This is a genomic window from Dictyoglomus sp. LHC4 (assembly GCF_055181355.1).
Genome location: NZ_CM143707.1, coordinates 314,636 through 340,334 on the forward strand (window position 1 = coordinate 314,636; position 25,699 = coordinate 340,334).

Sequence of the window (25,699 nt, forward strand, 5' to 3'; positions counted from 1 at the left end):
AGAATGAAAAATATAGGAATTATAGGGACTGGATATATTGGCCTTGTGACAGCATTAGGTCTTGCAGAAGTAGGAAATAGAGTAATATGTTTAGATATAGATGAGGAGAAAATCAATCTTTTGAAGAAAGGCATTTCTCCCATTCATGAAGAGGGAATAGAAGAACTTCTAAATAAAAATACAAAAGAAAAAAGAATTTTCTTTACTACTAATTTTGAAGAAACGATAGAAAACTCAGAAATTATCTTTATATGCGTGAATACTCCTTCCAAGAACGATGGAGAAGTTGATCTATCTCAAGTAATATCTTCCGCAAAATCCATAAGCAAATTTTTAAAGAATAGAAAGATAATAGCTATAAAAAGCACAATTCCGATAGGAACATTATCAAAAATAAGAGAGATTTTTAGCAAAGAGGGTAAAAAAGAAGGAGATGATTATGAATTAGCAATAGTACCTGAATTTCTGAGAGAAGGAAAAGCGGTTTATGACTTTTTCAATCCTTCGAGAATAGTTATTGGGGCAGAAAAGGATTATGTAATTAACTCTTTAAAAGAATTATTTTTTCCCTTTCAAGCTCCAATGGTAATAACTACTCCTATAACTGCAATCCTAATTAAATATGCCTCCAATGCTTTCCTTGCCATGAGAGTATCTTTCATCAATGAGATAGCCAATATATGTGAGAAATTCTCCGTAGATGTCTTTGAGGTTATAGAAGGAATGAAATATGATAAAAGAATAGGGGGAGAACACTTAAGCCCAGGAATTGGATTTGGAGGCCCTTGTCTAAGTAAAGATCTGATGGGACTTATTAAGATGGCAGAAAAAAATGGCTATGAACCTGATTTCTTAAGAGCAATATTAGAAAAGAATGAACATCAAGTAAGGTATATAGTTTATAAAGTAAAAGAACAACTTTCTGATCTCTTATATGATTTTACCATCTCCATATGGGGGCTTACCTTTAAAGCAGGCACCAATGATGTAAGAAATTCTCTTGCTATAAAAATAATAAATCTATTAAAGAATGATGGAGCAAACATAAAAGCTTATGATCCTTATGGCATGGAAGAGGCAAAAAAACTGATAAAAGATGTGGAATACTGTAACGATATATATGAAGCATCAGAAGATTCAGATTTGTTACTAATTCTTACTGCATGGGATGAGTTTAAAAAAGCAGATTTCTTAAAGTTAAAAGGCCTTATGAGAAAACCCATTATCATTGATGGAGTAAATGTATTAGATCCTAAAGAAGCTAAAAAATATGGATTCATATATAAAGGTGTTGGAAGAGAGTAAAAAATTTCAAACTCTAAGGTCAAGAGAGAAAATCTATAAAGAATTGGAAGATATTGTAAAAAAAGTCATCCTTACCCAGAAAGAGTTTGCCATATATGAAACATTAAAAATTGACGAAGACAATTTTCTTTCCTATATTTTTATCTCACCAAAAGAAAAATTAGTACTAACAAAACCACAAGATAAAGATATAAGAGAATTTTTTGAACGATTAGAAAAAAAACTTAATGAAGGTCTTTATCTTGCAGGATTTTTATCCTATGAACTTGGATATTTTTTAGATTATAAGGACAATATGGATTATAATCTTGAATTCCCATTAGCCTTTTTTTACGCTTATGAAAGACCAATCATCTATAATCATAAGATCGGGGTTTTTGAAGAAGGAATTGATTTGGTAAGTAACCTTTCTACTATAAATCTCAATAAAGAAAATTTAAGATTTAAATTAACTAATCTACGTCTTAATACTTCCAAGAAAGAATACGTAGAAAATATAGGAAGAATAAAGGATTACATCTTTTCCGGTGATACTTATCAGATTAACTACACAATAAAGTTAAAGTTTGAATTTATAGGTTCAATTTTAGGATTATATAATAAATTAAAACAAACCCAAAGTGTCTCCTATTGTGCTTTCATTAAAACAAAGAATTTTTCTATAATATCCTTCTCTCCAGAACTATTCTTTAGAAAAACTGGAGATATTGTTATTGTTAAACCAATGAAGGGAACAATTTCTCGGGGTAAAGATATCTATGAAGATAAAATTCAGGCCCATAAATTACAAAAAAGTATCAAAGACCGTGCAGAAAATATAATGATAGTTGATCTTTTAAGAAATGACTTAGGAAAGATCTCTTTATTGGGTGAAGTAAAAGCTAAAAAACTTCTTGAAATAGAAAAATATAAAACCTTATTTCAGATGACTTCTACCATAGAAGCGAGAATAAAACCAAATATCAATTTATACACATTATTTCATTCCTTATTTCCTTCAGGTTCTGTAACTGGTGCACCTAAAATTAGAAGTATGCAAATAATAAAAGAAGTGGAAATAGAACCAAGGTATGTTTATACGGGTTCTGTGGGATTTATAAAACCAAACCACGACGCAGTATTCAATGTGGCAATAAGAACTTTGTTGATAGACAAAAATGGAAAAGGTGAGTTAGGAATAGGAAGTGGTATAGTAGCAGATTCTGATCCTCAAAAAGAATATGATGAATGCAAACTTAAGTATAAGTTTTTGGTAACAAAAGCTCCAAAGTTTAGATTAATTGAAACAATTTTGTACTGTGCTAACTTTAATAATGAGATTAAAAATTTTTATGATTTGAATCTAAATATAACAAAAGAGAATTTTGAACAAGGATATTTTCTCTTAACATACCATTTAGAAAGACTTAAAAATTCAGCTTTATATTTCGATTTCCAATTTGATGAAGACCAAATTTTAGATAAGTTATATCAGGTTAAGAAAAAATCTAACAGAACAATCATACAGAATAAGACTATTACTTTCAAAAAATGGTGATGTGGAAATACAAAAAATTGTATATGATATGAAAAACTTTTGTTCTAAAAATATGGAAAAGATTACCCTCTCAAAAACCCTGATAGATAAAAACAATGTTTTCTTGTATCATAAAACCACTAACCGTAGGATTTATAATAGAGAATATAAAAAATACTCAGAAAAATTTTTTGATGTTTTATTTGTTAACAAGAATGGTGAGGTTACAGAGACATCACGGGCAAATATTTTTATTAAAATAGGAAATCATTATTATACACCCCCAAAATCCTCAGGATTACTAAATGGTATATTTAAAAGATTTTTAATGAAACAAAATAATGAGAAAATTAAAGAGAAAAAGATAAATGTAGAAGAAGTTTTTAAAGCAGAAAAATTATTCATTACAAATGCTGTTTTCGGAATAAAAGAGGTGGAAATATACAAAACCTAATTTAAATGTATCCTATGGAAAAATATATAAAAATAATTAAAGAAGAGACATTTATTCCTATTAGTTAAAAAATGATAAGTGTTTAAGAGAAAGCTATCCTGAGAAGATAGAAACAAAAGATAAAGAGATTATCAATCAAAATATTGCTCTTGATTTTCTTTATGTTCCCAAAAGAATTTGTTTAGGTAATTAAATAAATCTAAATATATTACTTGCAATAATTTATAAATCATTATATAATCCCAAAAGGCTAAGTTTCAAAAAACATAAACATATATGAAAAGAGGCAGCTTTATTCAATATCATAGATCATATAGAAAATTCAATTACTCAATAAAGAGCATTTTCTTTGGTTTGACACTCATAGTTTTACATTTTGAAATATTCCTATTATCCTTCTATCCACAAATAACCCTTTTTTTATGTGTGAATTTACTAAGAAATTTCTTCCTCCTATTCAGGATATAAATATAGTAACAAGCGAAAATAATATCTTCAAAAATGTGTACATTTTAGATATGGAAGGGAAATATCCCCCCTTAATTTTCTCCTTTTTACATTACTTCTATCTATATTTGGCATTATAAGTTCAAATTTTATTAAAGCTAAACCGATTCAATTATGGATTATATTTGTTTTTCTATTGATTTTAATATCTTCTATCTTTTTTATCCTTTTTCCCTCAAGATTCCCATATAACATTAAAACTTTCTCTGAACTATACATAAACACCCAAATTGATATCTGGCTTACTGTACCGATAATAATGGGTACAGCATTAGTCCCAATTCCCCATAATCTCCTAACTAAATTTATAGTCATTATTATCACTTTTATATATTCTATTATCTTTGGAGTTATAAGATATACCTTCTTTATACAGATTCTTTTGAAATTTACCTATCTTTTTTTCTTGCCTCTTTACTTTACTCTCTGTCCTATTATAGATTTTATTTATATTGTTAGATCCTACTCCTTATATACGGGGATAATAGCAAATAAATTACAGAAAAGTAAAGAAAAATGGAAATGGGTATACTAATACTAAAGGTATATTTAATCTTTTTAGTGTCAATAATCACCTTATATTCTATAAGACATTTCTTATTTACCCTAAATAGAGCCTTTGGGGAACAAAGGCTCGGATACCATGATATAATAGATTCTGATTTACCTTCAGTAAGTGTGCTTATTCCTATGCATAATGAAGAAAAAGTAGCAGAAAATATCTTAAAGGCACTTCTTAATACAGATTATCCAAAAGATAAATTAGAGATAATACCTATAGATGACAATTACACTGATAGAACAAAAGAGATCTTAGAAAATTACCATAGCAAACATCCCCATATTATTAAACCTTTTTACAGAGATGCCTCTAAAAAAGAGGAAAATCTCCACCCCTCAATGATGCATTACAGATAGCAAATAGAGAAACAATTATTGTTTTTGATGCAGATTATATTCCACCTAAAGGAATAATAAGAGATCTTGCTTTAGCCTTCTTAGATCCTGAGGTGAGGGTAGTTATGGGAAGGGTAATCCCTTTAAATATCTCAAGAAACCTTCTAACAAGATCGTTTGATCTTGAACGAATTGGTGGATACCAAGTAGATCAACAAGCAAGATATAATCTAAAACTTATCCCTCAATATAGAGGAACAGTTGGTGGTTTCAGAAAAGAATTAATTTTAAAATTGGGAGGATTTAACCCTAAAATTCTTGCTGAAGATACAGAACTCACAATAAAAGCATATATAAACGGAGTAAAGGTTTGTTATATGAATAGGGCTGAATGTTATGAAGAAGCACCAGAAACATGGCATGTAAGAGCAAAACAAATAAGAAGGTGGTCAAGAGGTCATAATCAAGTTATGTTTAGATATCTAATACCTCTTATTAAATCCCCTTATTTATCTTTAAGGAAAAAGATAGATGGAGTTTTTCTACTCTGTGTATACTTAGTGTCTGCCTTATTTCTCTTAGGATTAATAGATTCTATTATTCTCTTTTTCTTAGGAGAAATGCAGATCTTAAGTAGCAGTTTTTTTATATTCCTTGCTGCATATAATTCCTGTGGTAATTTTGCTCCCTTTTATGAAATTGGGTTAGGAGCCATTCTTGATGGGGTTACCTATAGAATATTCCTATTACCTCTACTTCTTTTTAATTTCTTCTTCAACATGTGGTATTCATCTTTAGGTTTTTTTGATGCCTTAATAGACTTAATCACAAAAAGAGATCCTACTTGGCATAAAACGGAAAGATTTAGAAATGGGGAAGAGATAAATTGTTGCTGATAACATTTATATTCATCATACTTATTATAATTCCTTTTATACCAAGCATAAAGGAGTATATAAGTCCGAGGGATATTCTCCCATTAGAGATTAACTTCTATTATTCAAAAAATCCAAGATACTTTTCAGAATCCTTTAAAAAGAAACTGAATGAAAAAATAAAGATTGAAGATATACAAAAAGCCCTTGAAAAAACAAAAACTTTAGAATTCAATGAAGAAGAAGTAAAAGTTGAGCATACCGCATTTATAGAGTCTCATACCGAAGTGGACAAAATTCTATATACACTTGGTAATTTAACCTCAAAGGAAAATGTAACTTTCAAAAAAGAAGTTTATACAAAAGGTAATGCATATATAGGTGCTAATAATCAAATACGAGCAATGGCATGTGAAGGTGAAATTCACTTAGGTAAAAACACAAAGATAATAAGATGGCTCGACTCAGAAAAAGACATATATGTAAATGAAGGCTGCGATTTAGGTGTAAGCACTACATCAAAGGGCAAGATTAAAATAGAGAAAAATTGTAAATTTAAAAGGATTTATGCTAAAGAGATTTATACCCATTCCTCTTTTAAAGAAAAGGAAGAAGATAAAGAAGCCTATATAAAAGGAAACATAAAGACCTATAGTAATCTTATTATAAAAGGGAATATTGAAATTGATGGAAATATATTTGGAGAAAAGGATATCTTTATAGGAGAAAATGTACATATAAAGGGAAATGTCTTCTCTCAAGGAAAGGTGTTTTTAGAAGATAAAGTCAAGATTGGAGAAGAAGGAAAAACAATATCTACAATAGCTAAAAAGGGAATATATATTAAAGGAAGGATAAAAGTGTATGGTTTTATGATGACCGAAGGTGAGGGAACTATAAATTGAGAAAATACATTTACTTTTTACTGATTGGCTTCCTAATTATATCTTTTCTTTCCTTTTTCCCTAAAAATTTTTTAGAGCTCTATTCAATAAATAAAAAAGATTTTGAAGTACTAATTTTATACAGCAATTCTTTAAAAGATTATCCATACATAATGGATGCATATAAAAAAGTTTTAGAAGAGGAAGGCGTAATCTATAGAGAAGTTAATATTTTTAATCTAATTACCTTAAAACCTGAAAATATTCTAAAATTCAAAAATACAATCATATTTCCTGACGGAATAAATCAGTATCTTCCAAAAGAGGCAAAAGGTTGGATAGAGAAGTACTTAGAGATGGGGGGGGGTAATGTATTTTTAGCATATGATGTGGGAATAAAAAATATTAAAAACGCGTATCTCGATGAAGGATTATTTTCAAAAATCTTAGGCATAAACTATATCACCTATAAAAAGTATAAAGATAATTGTTTTACTATTGGTCATCTCCATATTGAAAATAAAACAAATCAAGATTTTTTAGAAATCCCTTACTGGAAACTAACAAATGGACATCTTTTAGGAGGCTATTCTTATGGAGAATTAGATTATCCTATATCAAGGGTTGATCTAAAGGAAAGCTTTAATAATGAGGATATTTATGCCTATGTAATATCAAAGGATGGTAAAAAATATCCAGGAATTATAATAAAAAATTATGGACAAGGTAAATTAATTTACACAAACCTTCCCTTGGGATATCTTAAGGCCTATGCTGATGATTTTCCTCTTAGAACATTACTTAGAGTTTTTCTCTTCAAGATATCAAAAATTCCTTATTTAGTGAATTCTCCTTATGGAAAGGGAGGCATTGTAATAAATTGGCATGTAGATTCTAATATTGATTGGAAAAGTATCCCCTATATGCTACAAAATAAATATTTAAGAAAAGGTATTGAATATTCTATTCATATTACAGCTGGAGATTTTAGGGACAAGCCGGCAGATATTTTAGGATTTGATGCATGTGGAAAGGGAAGGGAATATGTAAAAAAATTAATTCCCTTTGGAATTATAGGATCTCATGGGGAATGGGCTCATAATTTCTTCTCCAATACTATAATAAAGGGTGTATTTGGAGAAAAGGAAATTTATGAATACATATCAAAAAATAACAAATGCTTGGAAAGCATAACAGAATACAAAATTACAGAATACTCTGCTCCTAATGGTGTTCATCTCCAACCTGTAAATACTAAGGTTTTAGAAAAACTTGGAATGATATGTTATTATTATACAGGAGATAATGGATCCTCACCTAATCGAACATTCATCAATCGTAAATTAGTTTCCAATAAGGTCATTGCCTTCCCTATTTCTTCCCTTGAAAAATACGCCTCCTTTTTAGAGATTAAAAATGGAGGAATTAAAGAGGAAGAAGCAAAAAATTGGCTTTTTTCTCTAGTAGATTACGCGATTAGAAATCGCTCTATAAGACTTATATATTCTCATCCTTATGATATTCCACTATATCCTCATGCATTAAAAGATTTCTTGGATTATGTAGAAAATTTACAGAATATGGGAATCATACATATAAAACCCATGTGCTATTATGCTAATTTTCTATTAAGATTTTTAAATACGAAATATAATATAAACTTCTCAAATAGCAAAATAACCTTATCAAATAACAAAAAGTTATCTGGAATAACCCTGGCTCTACCCAAAAACTACATAGTAAAAGACCTTCCCTCCGGAATTATTTTAAATGATGATAAAGATTACCAATATTTAATAATAACCGATAAATACACAGATAAAAAATTAACCATCCCATTTTCTTCAAAATAAATAATCCATCTTTACTTAATTATAAAAGTCAGTGTATTATTGAATAAAAAAGCTGTAAAAAAATAAATAGTGTGGGAGGTAGTCTTTTATGATAAATCCTAAGTTGCCCTACATATGGTATGGGGGAGATTATAATCCTGAACAATGGGACAAGGAAGTATGGAAAGAAGATGTAAGACTTTTCAAATTAGCCCACATCAACATTGCTACAGTGAACGTCTTTTCTTGGGTTCTTTTACAACCCTCAGAAGATACCTATGATTTCTCAATGCTGGATGAGATCATAGATAATCTCTGGAAAAACGGAATCTACATCTGTCTTGCCACATCCACTGCCTCTCAGCCTCACTGGATGTCAGTAAAATATCCAGAGATTCTCCCCGTAGATATAAATGGAGATAAGAGAGTTCATGGAGGAAGAGTAAATTTTTGTCCAAATAGCAAAATATATCGTCATTTTGCAGGGAAACTTGTAGAAAAATTAGCAGAAAGGTATGCTAATCATCCTGCCGTTTTAGTATGGCATGTAGCCAATGAATACGGGACCTACTGTTACTGTGAAAACTGTATAAAGGAGTTTAGAGATTGGCTAAAAAGAAAATATGGTACGTTAGAAGAGTTAAATAAAAGATGGTATACTACCTTCTGGAGCCAAACAATTTATGATTGGAATGAGATTACAGCCCCCACATTAAGAAGTGTAATGTTCCACCACTGGTGGACAGGAAAACTTACTACTGTAGCTCAAGGGATGGTACTTGATTATTATAGATTCATGTCAGAAAGTATCTTAGAGTGCTATCTAAATGAATACAATATAATAAAAAAATACAATCCTAATATACCTATAACCACAAATCTCATGGGGACCTTCAAACCCCTCAACTATTTTAAATGGGCTAAATATATGGATGTGGTTTCATGGGACAGTTATCCTTACCTAACTGATGATTATATTAGTATTGCTTTTAGACACTCTCTTATGAGAGGCCTAAAACAAGGAGAACCCTTCATGCTTATGGAACAAACCCCCAGTCAAACAAACTGGCAGCCCTATTGTTATATTAAAAGGCCAAAGGTTATGAGACTTCAAAGCTACCAAGCAGTCGCCCAAGGTGCAGATACAGTCATGTTCTTCCAATTAAGGCAATCAAGAGGAGGACCTGAAAAATTCCATGGAGCTGTTATCTCCCATACAGGACATGAAAATACAAGGGTCTTCCAAGAAGTTAAACAGTTGGGAGAAGAATTGGAAAATTTAGGTGATGCAATTTTAGGGAGTAAGGTAAGATCTCAAACAGCAGTTATTTTTGATTGGGAGAACTGGTGGGCTCTTGAAAACTCTCAGGGTCCCAGTACAGCAATTAATTATGTGGTAGGTGTAGAAAGTTACTTCAGAGCTCTCTTTGAAAATCTTATGGGTGTAGATGTAATAGGAATAGAAGACAATCTGGAAAAGTATAAAGTAGTAGTAGCCCCCCTTCTTTACATGATAAGGAAAGAGACAGCAGAGAAAATGAAAGAATATGTTAAGAAAGGTGGAATTTTCATAACCACCACATTAAGTGGATTAGTAGATGAAAATGATCTGGTATATCTGGGTGGATATCCCGCCCCATTAAGAGATCTTCTTGGAATATGGGTAGAGGAATTTGATGCCTTACCACCTGAGATGAAGAATGAGATTCAAATAACAGATGAATTTAAAAAGGAATTTTCAAAGGAGACCTATGAATGCAACTTAGTATTTGATGTAATCCATTTAGAAAAAGACACAGTAAAGGCTATAGGTGTATACACCAAGGACTATTATAAAGGTCAACCAGTGATCACTGTAAATAAATATGGAGATGGATATGCTTATTATATAGGATCCTTTGCATCTCATGAATTTTTAAAAGACCTAATAAAATATATATCTAAAACCCACAAAATAGAGCCATTATTCAAAGATGTACCTTATGGGGTTGAAATTACTCAAAGGATAAAAAATAACAAAGTATTTACCTTTGTATTAAATCATACAGAAGAAGCAAAAAGAATAAATATTGGAAATAGGAAAAAGGACCTTATATCTGGAAAAATATATGAAGGAGAAGTAGAGATACCTCCAAGAGAAGTACTAATCCTTGAGGAATAAAAAATATATAGGGAGGGAGAAGATTATTTCTTCTTCTCCATGAAAGACTAAATCATGATATTTTTTATTATTGCCTTTTACCCTGAAGCAAAACCATTAATAGAACATTTTAAGCTTCAAAAGATTTTATCCTCTAAATTTGAAGTTTTTTTCAACAACCAGATCTTTCTTATTCTAACAAGGGAAGGAATTATAAGATCTTCCATAGGTACCACATATCTTTTGACAAAATTTTCTGCCCAAGAAAAGGATATAGCCATAAATTTAGGAATATGTGGAGCAAAAAATAGAAGATTTCAAAAAGGTGATATTATTTTATGCCATAAAATCATAAATCATTACTCTAAAAGGGCCTATTATCCAGATATTATCATAAATCATGATATGAAGGAAGGCATCCTTGAAAGCTTCATGACACCTGTAAAGAAAGATATGGAAGAGGAAATAGAAGGGGACATTGTAGATATGGAAGGTGCTGGATTTTTTGAGTCTGCATCCTTCTTTTTGCCCCCTCATAATATCCATTGTATAAAAATTGTCTATGACTTCTTAGATTACGAAAAAGTTAAAAAGGAAGAAATCTCTAATCTTATTTATAATCATATCCCTAAGATAGAAAGATTTATTTACTCTTTATCGGAATTAAACAAATTTGAAAAATTACCATTTGAAGAGGAGAATATAAAGAATATTTTAGAAAAGCTAAAGAACAGCCTAAATCTTACCTTCTCAATGACTCATGAATTGGAGAAATATTTAAAGGGCTATATAATAAGAAAAGGTAATATCCCTAAGGAGATCTTTGATTTTCTTAATATAAAAGTTGCTTCAAAAAAGGAGAGGAACGAATACTTTGAAAGAATTAAAAAGCTTCTCTACCCTTAGACCCTTTTCCCATATATATGTGGAAAAAGAGGTTTTATTTCATCCTATAACACAAAAAATCCTAAATAGATTTCCCCAATCAATAATTATAGAGATTGATAACTATAAAGAAGTATTTTCAAGATCAAATCAAAATTATAGAATTCAAGAGCTAAGCAGAAAATTAATATTGGCAAAGAAGAGAAAGGAATTTCTATATCCAGGCCCTCCTTTATGTCCCAATTTTGGACAATATTATTTTTACTATACAACCTTAATCCTTAATTGCATCTTTAGCTGTGGTTATTGTTTTTTAAAAGGGATGTATCCTTCAGCCCATATAGTAGTATTTGTAAACATAGAGGATTACTTTAAAGAAATAGACAAAATTTTAAAAGATCATCCCCTATATCTTTCCATATCCTACAATACCGATCTTTTAGCTTTTGAAAAAATAGTTCCCTTCTTTAGCATGTTTTTAAATTATGCGGAGAATAAGAAGGATTTAATTATTGAAGTAAGGACTAAATCAGCAGAATATAAAATATGGGAAAAAATAAAACAAAAGGACAACATAATTTTATCCTGGACATTGCTCCCTGATGAGATCATTAAAAAGTATGAAAAGACACCCCCTTTAGATCTTAAAATAAGGGCTATAAAAAGGGCTATAGACTACAATTGGACAGTAAGACTAAATTTTGATCCCCTTATTTATGTGGAAGATTATAAAGAGATATATCAAAGTTTTGTACAAAGAATATTTCAAGAAATTGATCCATCTAAGATATATGATGTATCCATAGGAGTTTTTAGAATCCCAAAAGATTATTTCAAAAGGATGAAAAAAATCTTTATAAATGAGGTCACCCTCTTCCCTTACGAAGAGGGTGACAACGCCTATACCTATCCTCACGACCTAAAAAGGGAACTTATTAACTTCTTAACCGAGAAGGTATCTTTATATATTCCGAAGGAAAAAATCTTTATCATCTAAATTATCTCTTAGAAGATATATATTCTAAAAGCTCTCCTTTCATATCATGAGCATATTCCCAAGCAAAAATTCCGCCAAGTTTATATCTCTTTACATAATCTATAACATAATCTAATGCTTCCTTATCCATATATGTAATAAAGGTATCTCCATCAAAGAGATATGGAGCCTTAGCCACATCATCCCAATATCTTTTAAATTTTCCATTATTTATAAGCTCCTTTATCTTATCCCAAGAAATAGCATCTATACTCTCTTCATATGGTTGGAATAATCCATTATTTTCATTTTTAACTCCCTTCCAGCCTCTTCCATAGAAAGGTACTCCTACCCATATCTTTTCCGATGGTACCACATTTAAGTAAAGCTTTACCGCTTGATCAGTACTCCATCCTCCCCAAGCAGGATCCTTTGGGTTGTTATAAAGATTTGCATGATGGCCTGTAGTAGAGCTCCAAGCTCCATAATAGTCGTAACTCATGATCTTCAAATGATCTACTATCTTAGAGACTGCCACCACATCATTTTTCTGAAGGAACCAGGGAGAGGCAGGTACTGCAACAGATAAAACATAATTTTTTCCAGTAATTTCTGAAAGATTTGAAAGCATATCTCTTAATTCCTTAAGTAAAATCACATAATTTTCTCTATCTTCTGGCCTTGTCTTTATAGGAAGTTCCCAATCTGGACCTACAGGATATTCCCAATCAATATCAATACCGTCAAAATCATAATCCAAGATCATTTTCTTAGCATTAGCACAAAACTCAGCTCTTAATTTCGGATCATTGGCCATATCTGAAAACCCTTCTGCACCCCATCCACCTACCGAAATTATTACCTTTAAATCTTTATATTTTTCCTTTAATTTCTTTACCTCTGATTTTAAATCAAAACCCAGCTCCACATCAGGTATAAATATTTCAGATCCATTTCTTATCAATCCAAAGGCAATATTTAACTTATAAACCCTCTTAAGGTTTAAATCGTCTCCCTTCCAATATATTCCCTTACTTATCTCCTCTTCTGTATCCCCCAAGGGCCAAGTTCTAATATATGTTCCCAGCAAAAAATCTTCACTTCTTGAAAAAGAAGAATTAAAAAAAGTAAGATAAAAAATATCATAGATACTAAACAAATTAATCTTCTCATTTAGAATCCCCCCTTAACAATTTTTAAATTAATTATATAATTTTTTAGTGGATATAGTCAACTATATTAACTAAATACAATCTACAAAAAACTGTTGAAATTTTAAAGCGCATTTTATTAAAATAAAAAAAAAAAAAAAAAAAAATATATGGAAGAGAAAGATATATTAATAGTAGAAGATTCGCCAGCTCAAGCAGAATATCTAAGAAGAATTCTTAGTAAATATGGGTATTCTTCTTTTGTTGCTTTAAACGGAAAAGAGGCTTTAGAGATCCTAAGGGAACACATTCCAAAAGCCATAATTTCTGATGTGATAATGCCAGAACTCAATGGCTATCAACTTTGCCAATTAGTAAGACAAGATGAAAGGATAAAAGATATAATTTTTATTCTCCTTACCTCTCTTTCTAATCCAAAAGATATAGTAGAAGGGATAAAGGTAGGAGCAGATGGGTTTATAGTAAAGCCTTATGAGGAAAACTATCTCATTTATACCCTTCAATATCTATTATCTTTAAAAGAATTAAGAAAAGCTGGAATAATTGAAACATCTATAGAGTTTATTCTTTTTGGTAAAAGATACCGCCTAAATACATCTCAAATCCAAATATTAAATTTACTTTTATCAGTCTATGAGAAAAAATATGAAGAAAGTTTAGAAATAAAAGAGCTTAAAAACACTATAGATAAATTAAGCAAAGAGATTACTAAGATAAAAGAGCAAGAAAGTGAATATGATCTTCTTATTGAAGGAATTCCTGCTCCTATTATAGTAATTAGAAAAGATAATGAAGAGGTTATATCAGCTAACTCTTATGCATTATTCTTTTTCAATATGAAAAAAGAAGAGATTATAGGAAAAAAAATTACTGATATTTTATCCTTATCTCCTTTTTATTTATCAAAATTTAAAGCCCTACTTATTCAAAATCATGAAAACAAAAGCTTCAACATAAAAGGAAAATTACCATCAATAGAAGAGGAATTTGAAATTATCGCCACCTATATAACTTATAGAGAAATACCTTCTTTACAGCTTGTTATTAAGAAAGGTTAAAACCCTTTTCTCTAAATAGATTTATACAAATATCTACCACTTCTTCATAATACTTTATACCTTTCCCCTTCTCTATCTCAGCAAGGACTGTATCAATACCAAGAGGAGGACGATAAGGCCTGTGAGATGACATAGCCTCTACCACATCTGCCACTGCTACTATACCTACCTCCAAGCTTATATCCCCATTCTTCAACCCATCAGGATAACCTGTACCATCGAGCCTTTCGTGATGATGATACACAATATCCAAAACCTCTAAAGGAAAATCTATATTTTTTAGGATGTCATATCCCTTTAAAGGATGAGTCTTTACAATCTCAAACTCAATAGGAGTAAGTTTTCCTGGTTTATTTAATATCTCCCCTGGAATTGCAATCTTACCAATATCATGAAGTAAATCCCCTATGTAAATTGCATCTATTTTATCCTTGGAGAACTTCATCTCTTGGGCTATTCTTTTAGAAAGCTCTGCAACCCTTCTTTGATGGTTGGCTGTATAAGGATCTTTGTGCTCTATAATTGAAGATAGGGTTTTTATTATCTGTTGGGAATAATGTTCCAATTTAGAAACTAAACTTTTTAGCTCTTTTTGAAGACGCTTTTGTTCCGTTATATCTACGATATACGCAATTAACCTCTTCTCTTCAAAAATAGAAATTATGCATCTTAAAGTCTTAATTTCATAATTTGGATCAATAAACTCCAATTCAAAATCTAACTTTTTACCTCCATTATATAATTTAATGATTTCTCTTTTTATAATATCAAGGTTTTGAGGAGTAAAATAATTAAATAAATTTTCCTTAAAATTTTCTAATGAAAAATCCACACATTCCCTTTTAAAAGCATTATTTTCCTTAATAGGTTTTATCCTATGTATTAATTCAAATATGGCGTCAGGATATGCAATAAAATAAGTCTCAAGATTCTCTCCTATAACCCTTCTTAAAGTTTTTAGATAATCCACAAGATCTCCAATATCAAGCTCAACAATAGGGATAGGTGATTCTTGAAAGACTAAAAGATTTTCTTCACAAATCTCTTTTATCTTTTCAACCTCATAGATTATATAAATAGAAAGATTCTCCTTTGTAAGAGGAAACACATGATAATGTATAATTTTTTTATTTTGATTCTTGGTTAAAAGCTTATCTATCTTTAATATATCTTCAACATCTACCCCATTCAATTCTTCCTTAGAATAACCAGAAAGCCTCTCAAAACTCTTATTACAATCAAGAATCTTTCCATCCAAATCTGTTATTAAAATGGAAAAATCAAAATCATCCCTCATCAAAAAGCTCCTTTTCCCTATATATCCCAATTATATCATAGTATAATAATATCAAATTATGAAAAGGATAACTTTTTTTGTAACTTTTATTATCATATTCTTCAATATATCTTATCCTCAAAGTATAGACCTTAGAGGAAATATGAATTTAAATCTTTATTACTCTTACTTTTTAGGAGATAACTCCCTAAATTATTTTTCAGATCTCAAAGAAGGTTTTTATCTCAACCAAAACTCTCAATTTTCATTAAACTATTTCCTACCAAATCTATCCCTATCTTTTAATTATCAATCATATCCTGTAGAAAAAATAAACCTTTCCATAGACACCTATAAGGTTCTTCTATATTTCAGTAATAATTTATCTTTATCACTATCTCCCCTAACCCTTCACAATAAAATCCTTAATGGAATATATGCGAGCTACAAAAACGATAAGTCAAATATATTTTTTGTAGTATCCCAGATTGAGAGCAAAAAGAAAATAGCTAAAATATATGGCAATAATTCAGAAGGTCCCTATTTCATAGGGGACTTCTTTCTTGTACCAAATAGAGAAAGGATCTTTTTAAATGGAAAAGTCTTGGAAAGAGATACAGATTATATTATAGACTACACCTATGGAATTTTATATTTTAGCTTCCTTATATCCCAAGAGGACGAATTACTTATAGAATATGAGGTTTCAGGATTTAAAGAGATATATACCCTTTTTGGATTTAGTCTATCTTATAGTCCTATTGGTATAAATTTTATAAACCTACAAGATACGGGTACTAAAACTAATAGAAGATTTTTAGAAGGGAATATTATATTTAAAAATAATTTTCAATCCTTAGAAATAAGAAGATCTTTTTCCTTCTTAGACGAGATTTATTCTGGATATGCAGATTATATAAAATATTCGTTAACACTTCCAATATTGAATATAAATTTTGAATACCTATTTGGAGATAAAAATTATCCATATATACCTCAAGTATTAGGAAACCTAAATCTTATTTCAGGAGAAAAAATCTATTCTTTTAATTTAAAATTCAATCCCTCCCTTATAGATTTTCTTTTTAAATTCTCTAAAGGAAAAGATGGAGAAAAGATTATAAGTAATGCAAAATGGAATATATACTCTTCTAATATCCTTTTATCTTATAAAAAGGAAAATAACAATGTTACCAATGGAATATTTTTTACATATACAAAAGCCTTCCTAAATCTTGGATATCAAAAAGAAATCTCCCAAAGCTATATATCTGATACCTATTCTTATAGTTTTCAACCAAAAACACATAATGCCCAATTTTATATATCTATATCTAAGAAAAATATAAATTCATCTGGCTCTATTTTAGAGGAAAATCAGCAAAATACAGGAATCACCATATTAAGTAGATCATGGGAGATTGGTTTTGGAGAAAATTACAAGGAAAATATAAATTTAAACCCTTCTTCTCCAATAAATATTACCCAAAGTTTTATCACTGATGGATACAGTTCAACTTTTGAGCTCAATTATGTACCTGTTCAAGATATCTCTATTTACATAAATAATGTATATGTAGAAAATAATGGGACCTTTACCTATTATTTACCAGATGGTACTTATGAAACCTATACCATAAGCTACACCATAGAGGAAAATCTATTAGATATATTATTTGAGGATGAAAAAGGGAAAAATCCTCCACCCTCTGGGCTCACCATAACTATAAATTATAAAGCCTACATTCCTCTCAAAAGTATTACAAAAACTGATACTTTTAGCCTAAAGCTAAAATTCCCAAACCTTTCTCTCTCTTTGTCTTATCAAAAAATCCTAAAAGATCTAAAGGAAGATAAAGTACTTTCACTTTCTACTTACGGCATGATTCTTCCTTCCCTTTGGATAAATATTACAGGAAATACTTACCTTGGGAGAACAAAAAATAATATTTCTCTAAATGCTACTTATTATTTCAATCCTTCCTCCATATATTTTGGCCTATATTACAATGAAATAGAAGATAGAAGGATATTATCATCAAATATTAATTTGAAACTTTCCCTTACACCTTACGAAGCCAATTTAGGCATAGACTACTGCAGAAATGACTATTCTAACAACTATTTCCAAAATATAGGTTATAATCTAAACCTAAAAAGAAAATTTAATACATGGGAATTAAAGGGGAATATATCTCAAAACTGGAAATCAGCATCCTATAACCTTGGCCTTTATAGAACAAATCTCCAAAGTCTATCTATATCCTTTAATTATTTTGAAGGAAAGAATGAATTTTTACTTTCCCATGAAGGTTATAGTAATTCTGCCAATAAATATACTCTCTCCTTTTCCTATTCTCCTTTTAAGCTAAAAGATAATATTTTTTACATAAAATATGTATATAATATATTAAATGACCAATTTCTTTCTATTTATCAGATAGGTGTAAAAGGTTCTATAAATTTTTAAAATTTGACATACATTTTTGTAAGTAGTATTATTATCAAGGAATTTATAGGAATGAAAGGAGCGAAAGACCTTGAAAAAGAACAAATTCTATATTACAACTCCCATATATTATTCAAATTCTGAACCCCATATTGGGACTGTATATACTACAATCGTTGCAGATACCTTTGCCCGATTTTATAGGCTAAAAGATTATGATGTATTTTTCCTAACAGGTCTTGATGAGCATGGCCAAAAATTAGCAAGAACCGCCCAAGAAAAAGGCTATTCTCCTCAAGAATATGTAGATATGATGGCTCAGAAGTTTTTAGATACATGGAAAAAAATTGGAATAACAAATGATGATTTTATAAGAACAACCCAGAAAAGACATGAAGAAGTGGTACAAAAGGTCTTTCAAAAGCTATATGAAAATAGATATCTCTACAAAGGTACCTATGCAGGATGGTATTGCACCCCCTGTGAAACATTCTATCAAAAAGAGGAACTCCATGATGGTAACTGTCCAAATTGTGGAAGACCTGTGGAATTTTTAGAAGAAGAAACCTACTATTTTAAATTATCTGAGTTTGGTCCCGCTCTCTTAAAATACATTGAGGAACATCCAGAATTTGTTTACCCTGAATCAAGGAAAAATGAAGTAATAAGCTTTATAAAGAGTGGATTGAAAGATATAAGTGCTACAAGAACTACGGTAAAATGGGGAATACCTGTACCCTTTGATCCAAAGCATACAGTATATGTATGGTTCGATGCGCTAGTAAATTATATAAGTTCCCTTGGGTACTTAAGTGATGATGATACAAAATTTAGAAGATATTGGCCTGCAGATGTGCATCTTATAGGTAAAGACATCTTAAGATTCCATGCCATTATATGGCCTGCCATCCTTATGGCTCTAAATATTCCATTACCAAAAACTGTCCTTGCCCATGGATTCTGGACCATAAAGGGTGGAAAAATATCAAAATCAAAAGGAAATAAGGTAGATCCTCACGAATTGATAAATATTTACGGGGTAGATGCCTTAAGATACTTTCTACTTAGAGAAGTCCCATTAGGATTAGATGGAGAATATAGTGATGAAGCTTTCCACAGAAGATATACTTCAGATCTTGCCAATGATCTTGGAAATCTTTTAAATAGGGTGCTTACAGTAGCAGAAAAATATAGTGAAGGGAAAGTGCCAAATCCCTCAGAAATGAAAGAGGAAGATAAAGCCTTATGGGAAAAAACAGAAGAGATGGCAAAAAGGGTGGAAGAGGATATGGAAAAATTCAATCCCTCATCTGCCCTTGGTAGTATTTGGGAAGTTATTCAAGATGCCAATAGATACATAGATCAACAAGCTCCTTGGAATTTAACATCCGATAAAGAAAGATTAAATACAGTAATCTATACCCTTTTAGAAGCTTTGAGAAGAATATCTATCCTACTTTATGCCTTTATACCTGACTCAGCTGTCAAAATACAAGAGCAGTTAGGATATCAAGATCCACAATTCTCTTGGGACCTTATCAAGGATGTTAAGATTCCAGTAGGACAGAAATTAAACAAGGGTAAAATCCTATTCCCAAGGGTAGAAAGAAAGGAAAAGGAAGAGAAAGAAGAAGTTAAAGAAGAACCAAAGATCACCATTGAAGAATTCAAAAAGATAGATCTCAGAGTAGCCAAAGTATTATCAGCAAGAAAGGTTGAAAATAGTGATAAATTGCTTCTTTTGGAGATTGATTTAGGTGACGAAAAAAGACAAATAGTAGCAGGGATTGCAGAACATTATAAACCTGAAGATATAGTAGAAAGGGAAATCATTGTGGTGTATAATCTACAGCCGGCTAAAATAAGAGGATATGAATCTCAAGGTATGCTTCTTGCAGCCAAAGATTCAAAGGGTCGCCTTGCTATATTGACTCCTGAAAAGGAGGTAGACCCAGGATCGAAGGTGAGTTAAGATGCCATTAGCATTATACAGAAAATATAGGCCCCAAACCTTTGAAGAGGTTGTAGGCCAAGAGTATATAGTAACAACATTACAAAACAGCCTTAAGTACAACCATATAGGTCATGCTTACCTTTTCGCAGGTCCAAGAGGTACAGGAAAGACCACTGTTGCAAGAATCTTAGCAAAATCTCTTAATTGTGCAGAGGGTCCAACACCAACCCCATGTTTAAAGTGTGCCTCTTGCGTGGAAATTGCAGAAGGAAGAAGCATAGATGTAATTGAAATAGATGCTGCCTCTAATCGTGGAATAGATGAGATAAGGGATATCAGAGAGAAAGCAAGACTCTTACCTGTAAGGGATAGATATAAGGTATATATCATAGACGAAGTCCACATGTTAACAAATGAAGCCTTCAATGCCCTATTAAAGATATTGGAAGAGCCTCCAGAACATGTGGTATTTATCATGGCAACCACTGAACCTCAAAAGGTACCTTTAACTATTCTTTCCCGATGCCAAAGATTTGACTTTAGAAGATTAACAAGGGATGAGATAGTAAAACAATTGGCAAAAATTGCAGAGAAAGAAGGGGCTAAAATAACAGAAGGAGCATTAAAACTCATTGCCTTACAAGCTCAAGGCTCCTTAAGAGATTCAATAAGTCTTCTTGAACAGCTCTTGGTATATGGAGATCAAGAGATCAATGAAGAACTTGCAAGAAACCTTCTTGGCCTTCCCACCTATGAATTTACTTATACTTTTGCAAAGGCCCTAGGAGAATATAACTTAGCAGAAGGATACAGTCTTCTCCAACAGATATTTCAGATGGGTAAAAACCCTCAACAATTTGTAAGGGATCTTTTACAGCATTTTAGAAATTTACTTCTTCTTAAGGCAGATCCAAGGGTTGGAAATCTTCTCTCCCTTACTCAGGAAGAATATGACGAACTTATAGAGGAAACAAAACTATATACTATAAAAAGATTACAAGAAATAATTGATCAGCTTCTTATCTTAGAAAATAGACTTAGAGACCTTACCAACGCTCCCTTAGTTATGGAAATGCTTCTAATCCCTCTCTTCATAAAACCAGAAGGTGGAGAAGTAATTTTAGAAGCACCATTAGAGAAAGAAGAAAAGAAGGTAGAAGTTAAAAGCCAAGAACCAGTAAAAGAAGAAAAGAAATCAGAAGAAAAAGGTATAAATATAGAGGTTATCAAGGATAAATGGACAACTGTATTGGAAAGGGTAAAGAAGAAAAAAGTATCCTTAGAGGCCATGCTTAGAGAGGCAAGAATTGTAGGAATTGATGAAGAAGGAAGATTAGTTCTTGGCCTTCCCAAGACATTATCATTCCTTAAAGAGAGATTAGAAGAAAGACCAAATAGAAGTGTGGTAGAAGAAAAAATAAGAGAGGTTTATGGGGTACAGATCCCAGTAAAATTTATTATGATGGAGGATGATCTAATTTTAGATAATCCAAAAATCTCAAAGAAAGAAGATAAATTATCCACTGATGAGATAAAAAATTTCTTCAAAGGCAAAATCTTAGAATAGGAGGGATAAAGTGAAAGGAAATCCATTTGAAGCCATGAAACAACTTAAGAAGATACAGGAAAAAATGGCAAAAATTGATCAAGAACTTGAACAGACCTTAGTTGAAGGTACAGCAGGCGGCGGAGTAGTGAAAATAGTGATAACTGCGAAGGAGGAAGTAAAAGAAGTAAAAATAGATCCCGAAGTAGTTAATAAAGAGGAGGTAGATGTATTGGAGGATCTCATCTCAGCTGCTTTAAGAGATGCCCTTACAAAGGCAAAAGAGAAGGCAGCTGAAAAAATGGGAAGTCTCACTGATGGACTTCCTTTTCCTCCTGGACTTTTCTAAATATGCCTGAAAAAAGCTTATTTGAACAGCTCATTGATGAGCTAAAAAAGATACCTGGAATTGGGCCTAAGTCAGCTCAAAGGATAGCCTTTTACCTTATAAAACAACCCCAAGAGAATGTAGAGCATTTAGCAAACACCATCTTAAAGGTAAAAAAACAAACAAAATATTGCTCCATATGTTATAACCTCACCGAAAAAGATCCATGTGAAATATGCTCCAACCCTGATAGAGAACAATCTATTATCTGTGTAGTTGCAGACCCAAAAGATGTATGGGCCATAGAAAAGACATCCCATTTTGAGGGAGTCTACCATGTCCTTGGAGGACTTATTTCTCCCCTTGATGGAGTATTTCCTGAAGATCTAAGAATAAAAGAGCTAATAGAAAGGGTTGAAAAGGGGAATATTGAGGAGGTAATGCTTGCCACCGACTCTACTCCAGAAGGAGAAGCAACTGCCCTTTATATAGCTCGTCTTTTAATCCCCTTAAAAGTAAAAGTTACTCGTCTTGCCCACGGTCTTCCTGCTGGCACAGAACTTGACTTTGCCGATGAAATCACCTTAATCCATGCCATAGATGGAAGACAAGAACTAAAAATAAATTTTTGAAGAAGGAGGTTGAAGTATGAAGGATATGTTAGAAGTTCGCTGGCATGCCAGAGCAGGGCAAGGAGCAAAGACCGCTTCTTATCTCCTTGCTGAAACTGCCATGGAGGCAGGAAAATTTATTCAAGCCTTTCCAGAATATGGGCCAGAAAGAACAGGAGCACCTATGAAGGCTTATACAAGAATAAGCGATAAACCTATAAGAATCCATAGTCAAGTATATAATCCAGACATAGTGGTGATCCTTGATAAAAGCCTTATAGGGAAGGTAAATGTATTAGAAGGAGTACCTTCCGATGGAATCATCATCGTAAATACTACTCAAGATCCGAAGGAGGTTAGAAAAGAGCTTGGAATCTCAGATAGGAAAATCTATACCGTAGATGCTACTGGTATAGCTCTCCAAACCATAGGAAGGCCAATACCAAATACCCCAATGCTTGGAGCCCTTATAAGAGTAGCTCCAATAATTTCCTTAGAAGAAGTACTCAATCAATTGAAAAAGAAATTTGAAGGTAAATTTAAGCCCGAGGTTATTGAGGGTAACCTTCAAGCTATAAAAAGAGCTTACGAGGAGGTAAAAGGAGAATGAAACTTCCAGGATGGAAAGAATTAGTTAATTTAGGTCCAATTCTTCCAGCATCTACTTCTAAAGAGTATAAAACGGGAGATTGGAGAACCTTTAAACCAGAAATAGATTACAGTAAATGTACCACATGTATGTTTTGCTGGCTTTTCTGCCCTGATTCTGCTGTGAAATTTGATGGACAAAAAGTATATATTGATTACGATTATTGCAAAGGTTGTGGAGTCTGTGCAGCAGAATGTCCTGTAAAAGCTATAACCATGAAAGAAGAAGAAAAGTAAAGGAGGGAAGAAGATGAAAACCCAAGTTAGAAAAATTGCTATAGAGGGAAATGAGGCGGCAGCATTAGCTTTTAAACAAGTAAATCCTGACGTAGTAGCTGCTTATCCTATAACTCCATCTACCGAGGTGGTACAAAAATTTTCTGAATATGTGGCAAATGGAGAAGTAGACACAGAATTTGTACCTGTAGAAAGCGAACATAGCGCTATGAGTGCTTGTATTGGAGCATCCGCTGCTGGAGCAAGAGTTATGACATCTACAGCATCTCAGGGTTTAGCCCTTATGTGGGAGATGCTTTATATAGCAGCATCCTTAAGGCTACCTATCATAATGACAGTTGCAAACAGAGCTTTATCTGCTCCTATCAACATTCATGGAGATCACAGCGATGCTATGGGAGCAAGAGATTCCGGATGGATACAAATCTTCTCTGAAAATGTACAAGAAATATATGACAATATATTCCAAGCAGTAAAGATTGCAGAAAATGAAAATGTAAGATTACCTGTAATGGTAGGATATGATGGATTCATAACAAGCCATTCAGTAGAAACTATTGAGCTTCTTGATGATGATGTAGTAAGAAATTTTGTTGGAAAATATAGACCAAGATATACTTTACTTGATGTGGATAATCCTATCTCTGTTGGACCCCTTGCCCTTACTGACTCCTACTTTGAGTTTAAAGTAGCCCAAGCCTATGCCATTGAAAATTCTCTCCCCATTATTAAACAGGTAGGAAAAGAATATGGAGATCTCACAGGAAGATATTATGACGTAATTGAAAAGTATAAGATGGACAGAGCAGAATATGTAATAGTAGCCATGAGTTCTACAGTAGGCACAGCAAGAGAAGTGGTAGATAGCCTTAGAGAGAAAGGGCTTCCTGTAGGACTCCTTAAAATAAGAGTTTTTAGGCCATTTCCCACCGAGGATATTGTAAATGCATTAAAGGATGTAAAAGTAGTAGGAATTCTTGATAGAAGCATGGTACCAGGATCCTTTGGAGGACCTCTCTATCATGAGATCACATCTGCCATGTATCATTTCGATAAGAGACCATTAGCCCAAGCCTATGTATATGGTCTTGGTGGAAGAGATATCACAACAAACCATATAGAAAAGGTATTTGAAGAGCTTATGGATATAGGTAAGAAGGGTAAGCCAAATCCTCTTACCTATATCGGAGTAAGAGAATAGGAGGTGCTAAAAATGGCAATAAATCTTAGAGAATTAGCATTAAAAGAAGAGAGATTAGTAAGTGGACATAGATTATGTGCAGGTTGTGGTGCTAGCATTATTGTAAGAATGGTATTAAATGCCATAGACGAACCAGTGGTAGTAGCAAACGCTACAGGATGTCTTGAAGTAGCAACCACTATATTCCCATTTACATCTTGGAATGTACCATGGATCCACAGCGCCTTTGAAAATTCTGCTGCTACTATATCAGGAGTTGAGGCAGCATATAGAGCTTTAAAGAAAAAGGAGGAAATAAATAGAGAGATAAGATTTTTAAGCTTCTCAGGTGATGGTGGTACCTATGATATTGGTCTCCAAGCCCTTTCTGGTGCCATTGAAAGAGGACATAGAGCTGTATATATATGCTACAACAATGAAGCTTACATGAATACAGGTATACAAAGATCTAGTGCAACCCCAAGAGGAGCCTTTACCACAACCTCTCCAGCTGGAAGGGTTATTCCTGGTAAACCCCAAAAGAGAAAAAATCTTACTGAAATGATGGTAGCTAATGGTGCAAGATATGTGGCACAAGCCTCCCCAAGCCACTGGAGAGATTTGATGGAAAAAGTAAGAAAGGCTGTAAATACAGATGGTCCTGCCTTCTTAAACATATACTCCACATGTCCCAGAGGATGGAGAACACCAGATAATTCTGCTATAAGCATATCAAGACTTGCGGTAGAAACTGGAGCTTGGTTCCTTTATGAAGTAGAAGATGGAAAATACAAAATAAATTACAAACCTGCAAAAGGATTTAAACCCATTGAAGAATATATCAAGGCGCAAGGAAGATTTGCCCATCTTTTAAAGCCAGAAAACGCCCACATATTGGAAGCCATTAAAAAGGATCTAGAAGAAGAATGGAATAGACTCCTCAGACTTGAGGAAGTTACAAATAAATAG

At 32.1% G+C, this 25,699-nt stretch carries 22 protein-coding genes; 20 read left to right on the plus strand and 2 right to left on the minus strand.

What is annotated here, in order from left to right; genetic code table 11:
• The first annotated feature begins 3 nt into the window (after positions 1-3).
• The 10 genes from ACY3JO_RS01505 to ACY3JO_RS01550 all read left to right on the plus strand — a co-directional run bounded on the left by ACY3JO_RS01505 (position 4) and on the right by ACY3JO_RS01550 (position 12,292).
• On the plus strand, positions 4-1,305 hold the full coding sequence (locus ACY3JO_RS01505) for a UDP-glucose dehydrogenase family protein (RefSeq protein ID WP_463085056.1): 1,302 nt from the start codon (positions 4-6) through the stop codon (positions 1,303-1,305).
• Positions 1,271-2,842 carry an aminodeoxychorismate synthase component I gene (gene pabB / locus ACY3JO_RS01510; protein ID WP_463085057.1) on the plus strand — a complete coding sequence of 524 codons (1,572 nt, stop codon included), beginning with the start codon at positions 1,271-1,273 and terminating at the stop codon, positions 2,840-2,842. Before ACY3JO_RS01505 ends, pabB begins: the two co-directional genes overlap by 35 nt.
• Position 2,843: 1 nt before the next feature.
• Positions 2,844-3,275 (plus strand): aminotransferase class IV, encoded by a 432-nt coding sequence (locus ACY3JO_RS01515; protein ID WP_463085058.1) that lies wholly within the window; start codon positions 2,844-2,846, stop codon positions 3,273-3,275.
• Between the two features lie 1,029 nt (positions 3,276-4,304).
• On the plus strand, positions 4,305-4,700 hold the full coding sequence (locus ACY3JO_RS01520; RefSeq protein WP_463085059.1) for a glycosyltransferase family 2 protein: 396 nt from the start codon (positions 4,305-4,307) through the stop codon (positions 4,698-4,700).
• A 17-nt stretch (positions 4,701-4,717) separates the two neighbouring features.
• Positions 4,718-5,575 (plus strand): glycosyltransferase family 2 protein, encoded by an 858-nt coding sequence (locus ACY3JO_RS01525; RefSeq protein ID WP_463085683.1) that lies wholly within the window; start codon positions 4,718-4,720, stop codon positions 5,573-5,575.
• Positions 5,569-6,459, plus strand: a complete 891-nt coding sequence (locus ACY3JO_RS01530) for a bactofilin family protein (protein WP_463085060.1) — start codon at positions 5,569-5,571, stop codon at positions 6,457-6,459. The genes ACY3JO_RS01525 and ACY3JO_RS01530 overlap by 7 nt, the downstream gene beginning before the upstream one ends.
• On the plus strand, positions 6,456-8,291 hold the full coding sequence (locus tag ACY3JO_RS01535) for a polysaccharide deacetylase family protein (protein WP_463085061.1): 1,836 nt from the start codon (positions 6,456-6,458) through the stop codon (positions 8,289-8,291). The genes ACY3JO_RS01530 and ACY3JO_RS01535 overlap by 4 nt, the downstream gene beginning before the upstream one ends.
• 88 nt (positions 8,292-8,379) lie before the next feature.
• Positions 8,380-10,431: a beta-galactosidase gene (locus tag ACY3JO_RS01540; RefSeq protein WP_463085062.1), complete on the plus strand. Its 2,052-nt coding sequence runs from the start codon at positions 8,380-8,382 to the stop codon at positions 10,429-10,431.
• Between the two features lie 54 nt (positions 10,432-10,485).
• Positions 10,486-11,316 (plus strand): 5'-methylthioadenosine/S-adenosylhomocysteine nucleosidase family protein, encoded by an 831-nt coding sequence (locus ACY3JO_RS01545; RefSeq protein ID WP_463085063.1) that lies wholly within the window; start codon positions 10,486-10,488, stop codon positions 11,314-11,316.
• Positions 11,285-12,292 carry a spore photoproduct lyase family protein gene (locus ACY3JO_RS01550; protein WP_463085064.1) on the plus strand — a complete coding sequence of 336 codons (1,008 nt, stop codon included), beginning with the start codon at positions 11,285-11,287 and terminating at the stop codon, positions 12,290-12,292. Before ACY3JO_RS01545 ends, ACY3JO_RS01550 begins: the two co-directional genes overlap by 32 nt.
• Position 12,293: 1 nt before the next feature.
• Here the strand turns inward: ACY3JO_RS01550 and ACY3JO_RS01555 are convergent, their stop codons facing one another.
• On the minus strand, positions 12,294-13,430 hold the full coding sequence (locus tag ACY3JO_RS01555; protein WP_463085065.1) for a glycoside hydrolase family 18 protein: 1,137 nt from the start codon (positions 13,428-13,430) through the stop codon (positions 12,294-12,296).
• 162 nt (positions 13,431-13,592) lie between these two features.
• Here ACY3JO_RS01555 and ACY3JO_RS01560 point away from each other — a divergent pair, with 162 nt between their 5' ends.
• Positions 13,593-14,501, plus strand: a complete 909-nt coding sequence (locus tag ACY3JO_RS01560) for a response regulator (protein WP_463085066.1) — start codon at positions 13,593-13,595, stop codon at positions 14,499-14,501.
• Here the strand turns inward: ACY3JO_RS01560 and ACY3JO_RS01565 are convergent.
• The gene (locus ACY3JO_RS01565) at positions 14,488-15,798 is read right to left on the minus strand and encodes an HD domain-containing phosphohydrolase (protein WP_463085067.1); all 1,311 of its coding nucleotides are present in this window, start codon (positions 15,796-15,798) and stop codon (positions 14,488-14,490) included. The two genes, ACY3JO_RS01560 and ACY3JO_RS01565, sit on opposite strands and share 14 nt — an antisense overlap.
• A 58-nt stretch (positions 15,799-15,856) precedes the next feature.
• On the opposite strand from ACY3JO_RS01565, the gene ACY3JO_RS01570 reads away from it, so the two are divergent.
• The 9 genes from ACY3JO_RS01570 to ACY3JO_RS01610 all read left to right on the plus strand — a co-directional run bounded on the left by ACY3JO_RS01570 (position 15,857) and on the right by ACY3JO_RS01610 (position 25,699).
• Positions 15,857-18,247 carry a hypothetical protein gene (locus tag ACY3JO_RS01570; protein ID WP_463085068.1) on the plus strand — a complete coding sequence of 797 codons (2,391 nt, stop codon included), beginning with the start codon at positions 15,857-15,859 and terminating at the stop codon, positions 18,245-18,247.
• Between the two features lie 70 nt (positions 18,248-18,317).
• Positions 18,318-20,198, plus strand: coding sequence for a methionine--tRNA ligase (gene metG, locus ACY3JO_RS01575; protein ID WP_463085069.1), 1,881 nt, complete (start codon positions 18,318-18,320; stop codon positions 20,196-20,198).
• A 1-nt stretch (position 20,199) separates the two neighbouring features.
• The gene (gene dnaX / locus ACY3JO_RS01580) at positions 20,200-21,747 is read left to right on the plus strand and encodes a DNA polymerase III subunit gamma/tau (RefSeq protein WP_463085070.1); all 1,548 of its coding nucleotides are present in this window, start codon (positions 20,200-20,202) and stop codon (positions 21,745-21,747) included.
• A gap of 10 nt (positions 21,748-21,757) precedes the next feature.
• Entirely contained in the window at positions 21,758-22,075 is a 318-nt protein-coding gene (locus ACY3JO_RS01585) for a YbaB/EbfC family nucleoid-associated protein (RefSeq protein ID WP_463085071.1), read from the plus strand.
• Between the two features lie 2 nt (positions 22,076-22,077).
• A complete protein-coding gene (gene recR / locus ACY3JO_RS01590) occupies positions 22,078-22,686 on the plus strand; it encodes a recombination mediator RecR (RefSeq protein ID WP_463085072.1) in 609 nt (202 codons plus the stop codon).
• 16 nt (positions 22,687-22,702) lie between these two features.
• Positions 22,703-23,275: a 2-oxoacid:acceptor oxidoreductase family protein gene (locus tag ACY3JO_RS01595; protein WP_463085073.1), complete on the plus strand. Its 573-nt coding sequence runs from the start codon at positions 22,703-22,705 to the stop codon at positions 23,273-23,275.
• Positions 23,272-23,550, plus strand: a complete 279-nt coding sequence (locus tag ACY3JO_RS01600; protein WP_463085074.1) for a 4Fe-4S binding protein — start codon at positions 23,272-23,274, stop codon at positions 23,548-23,550. Before ACY3JO_RS01595 ends, ACY3JO_RS01600 begins: the two co-directional genes overlap by 4 nt.
• Positions 23,551-23,563: 13 nt before the next feature.
• Positions 23,564-24,751, plus strand: a complete 1,188-nt coding sequence (locus tag ACY3JO_RS01605; RefSeq protein WP_463085075.1) for a transketolase C-terminal domain-containing protein — start codon at positions 23,564-23,566, stop codon at positions 24,749-24,751.
• A 12-nt stretch (positions 24,752-24,763) separates the two neighbouring features.
• On the plus strand, positions 24,764-25,699 hold the full coding sequence (locus ACY3JO_RS01610) for a thiamine pyrophosphate-dependent enzyme (protein WP_463085076.1): 936 nt from the start codon (positions 24,764-24,766) through the stop codon (positions 25,697-25,699).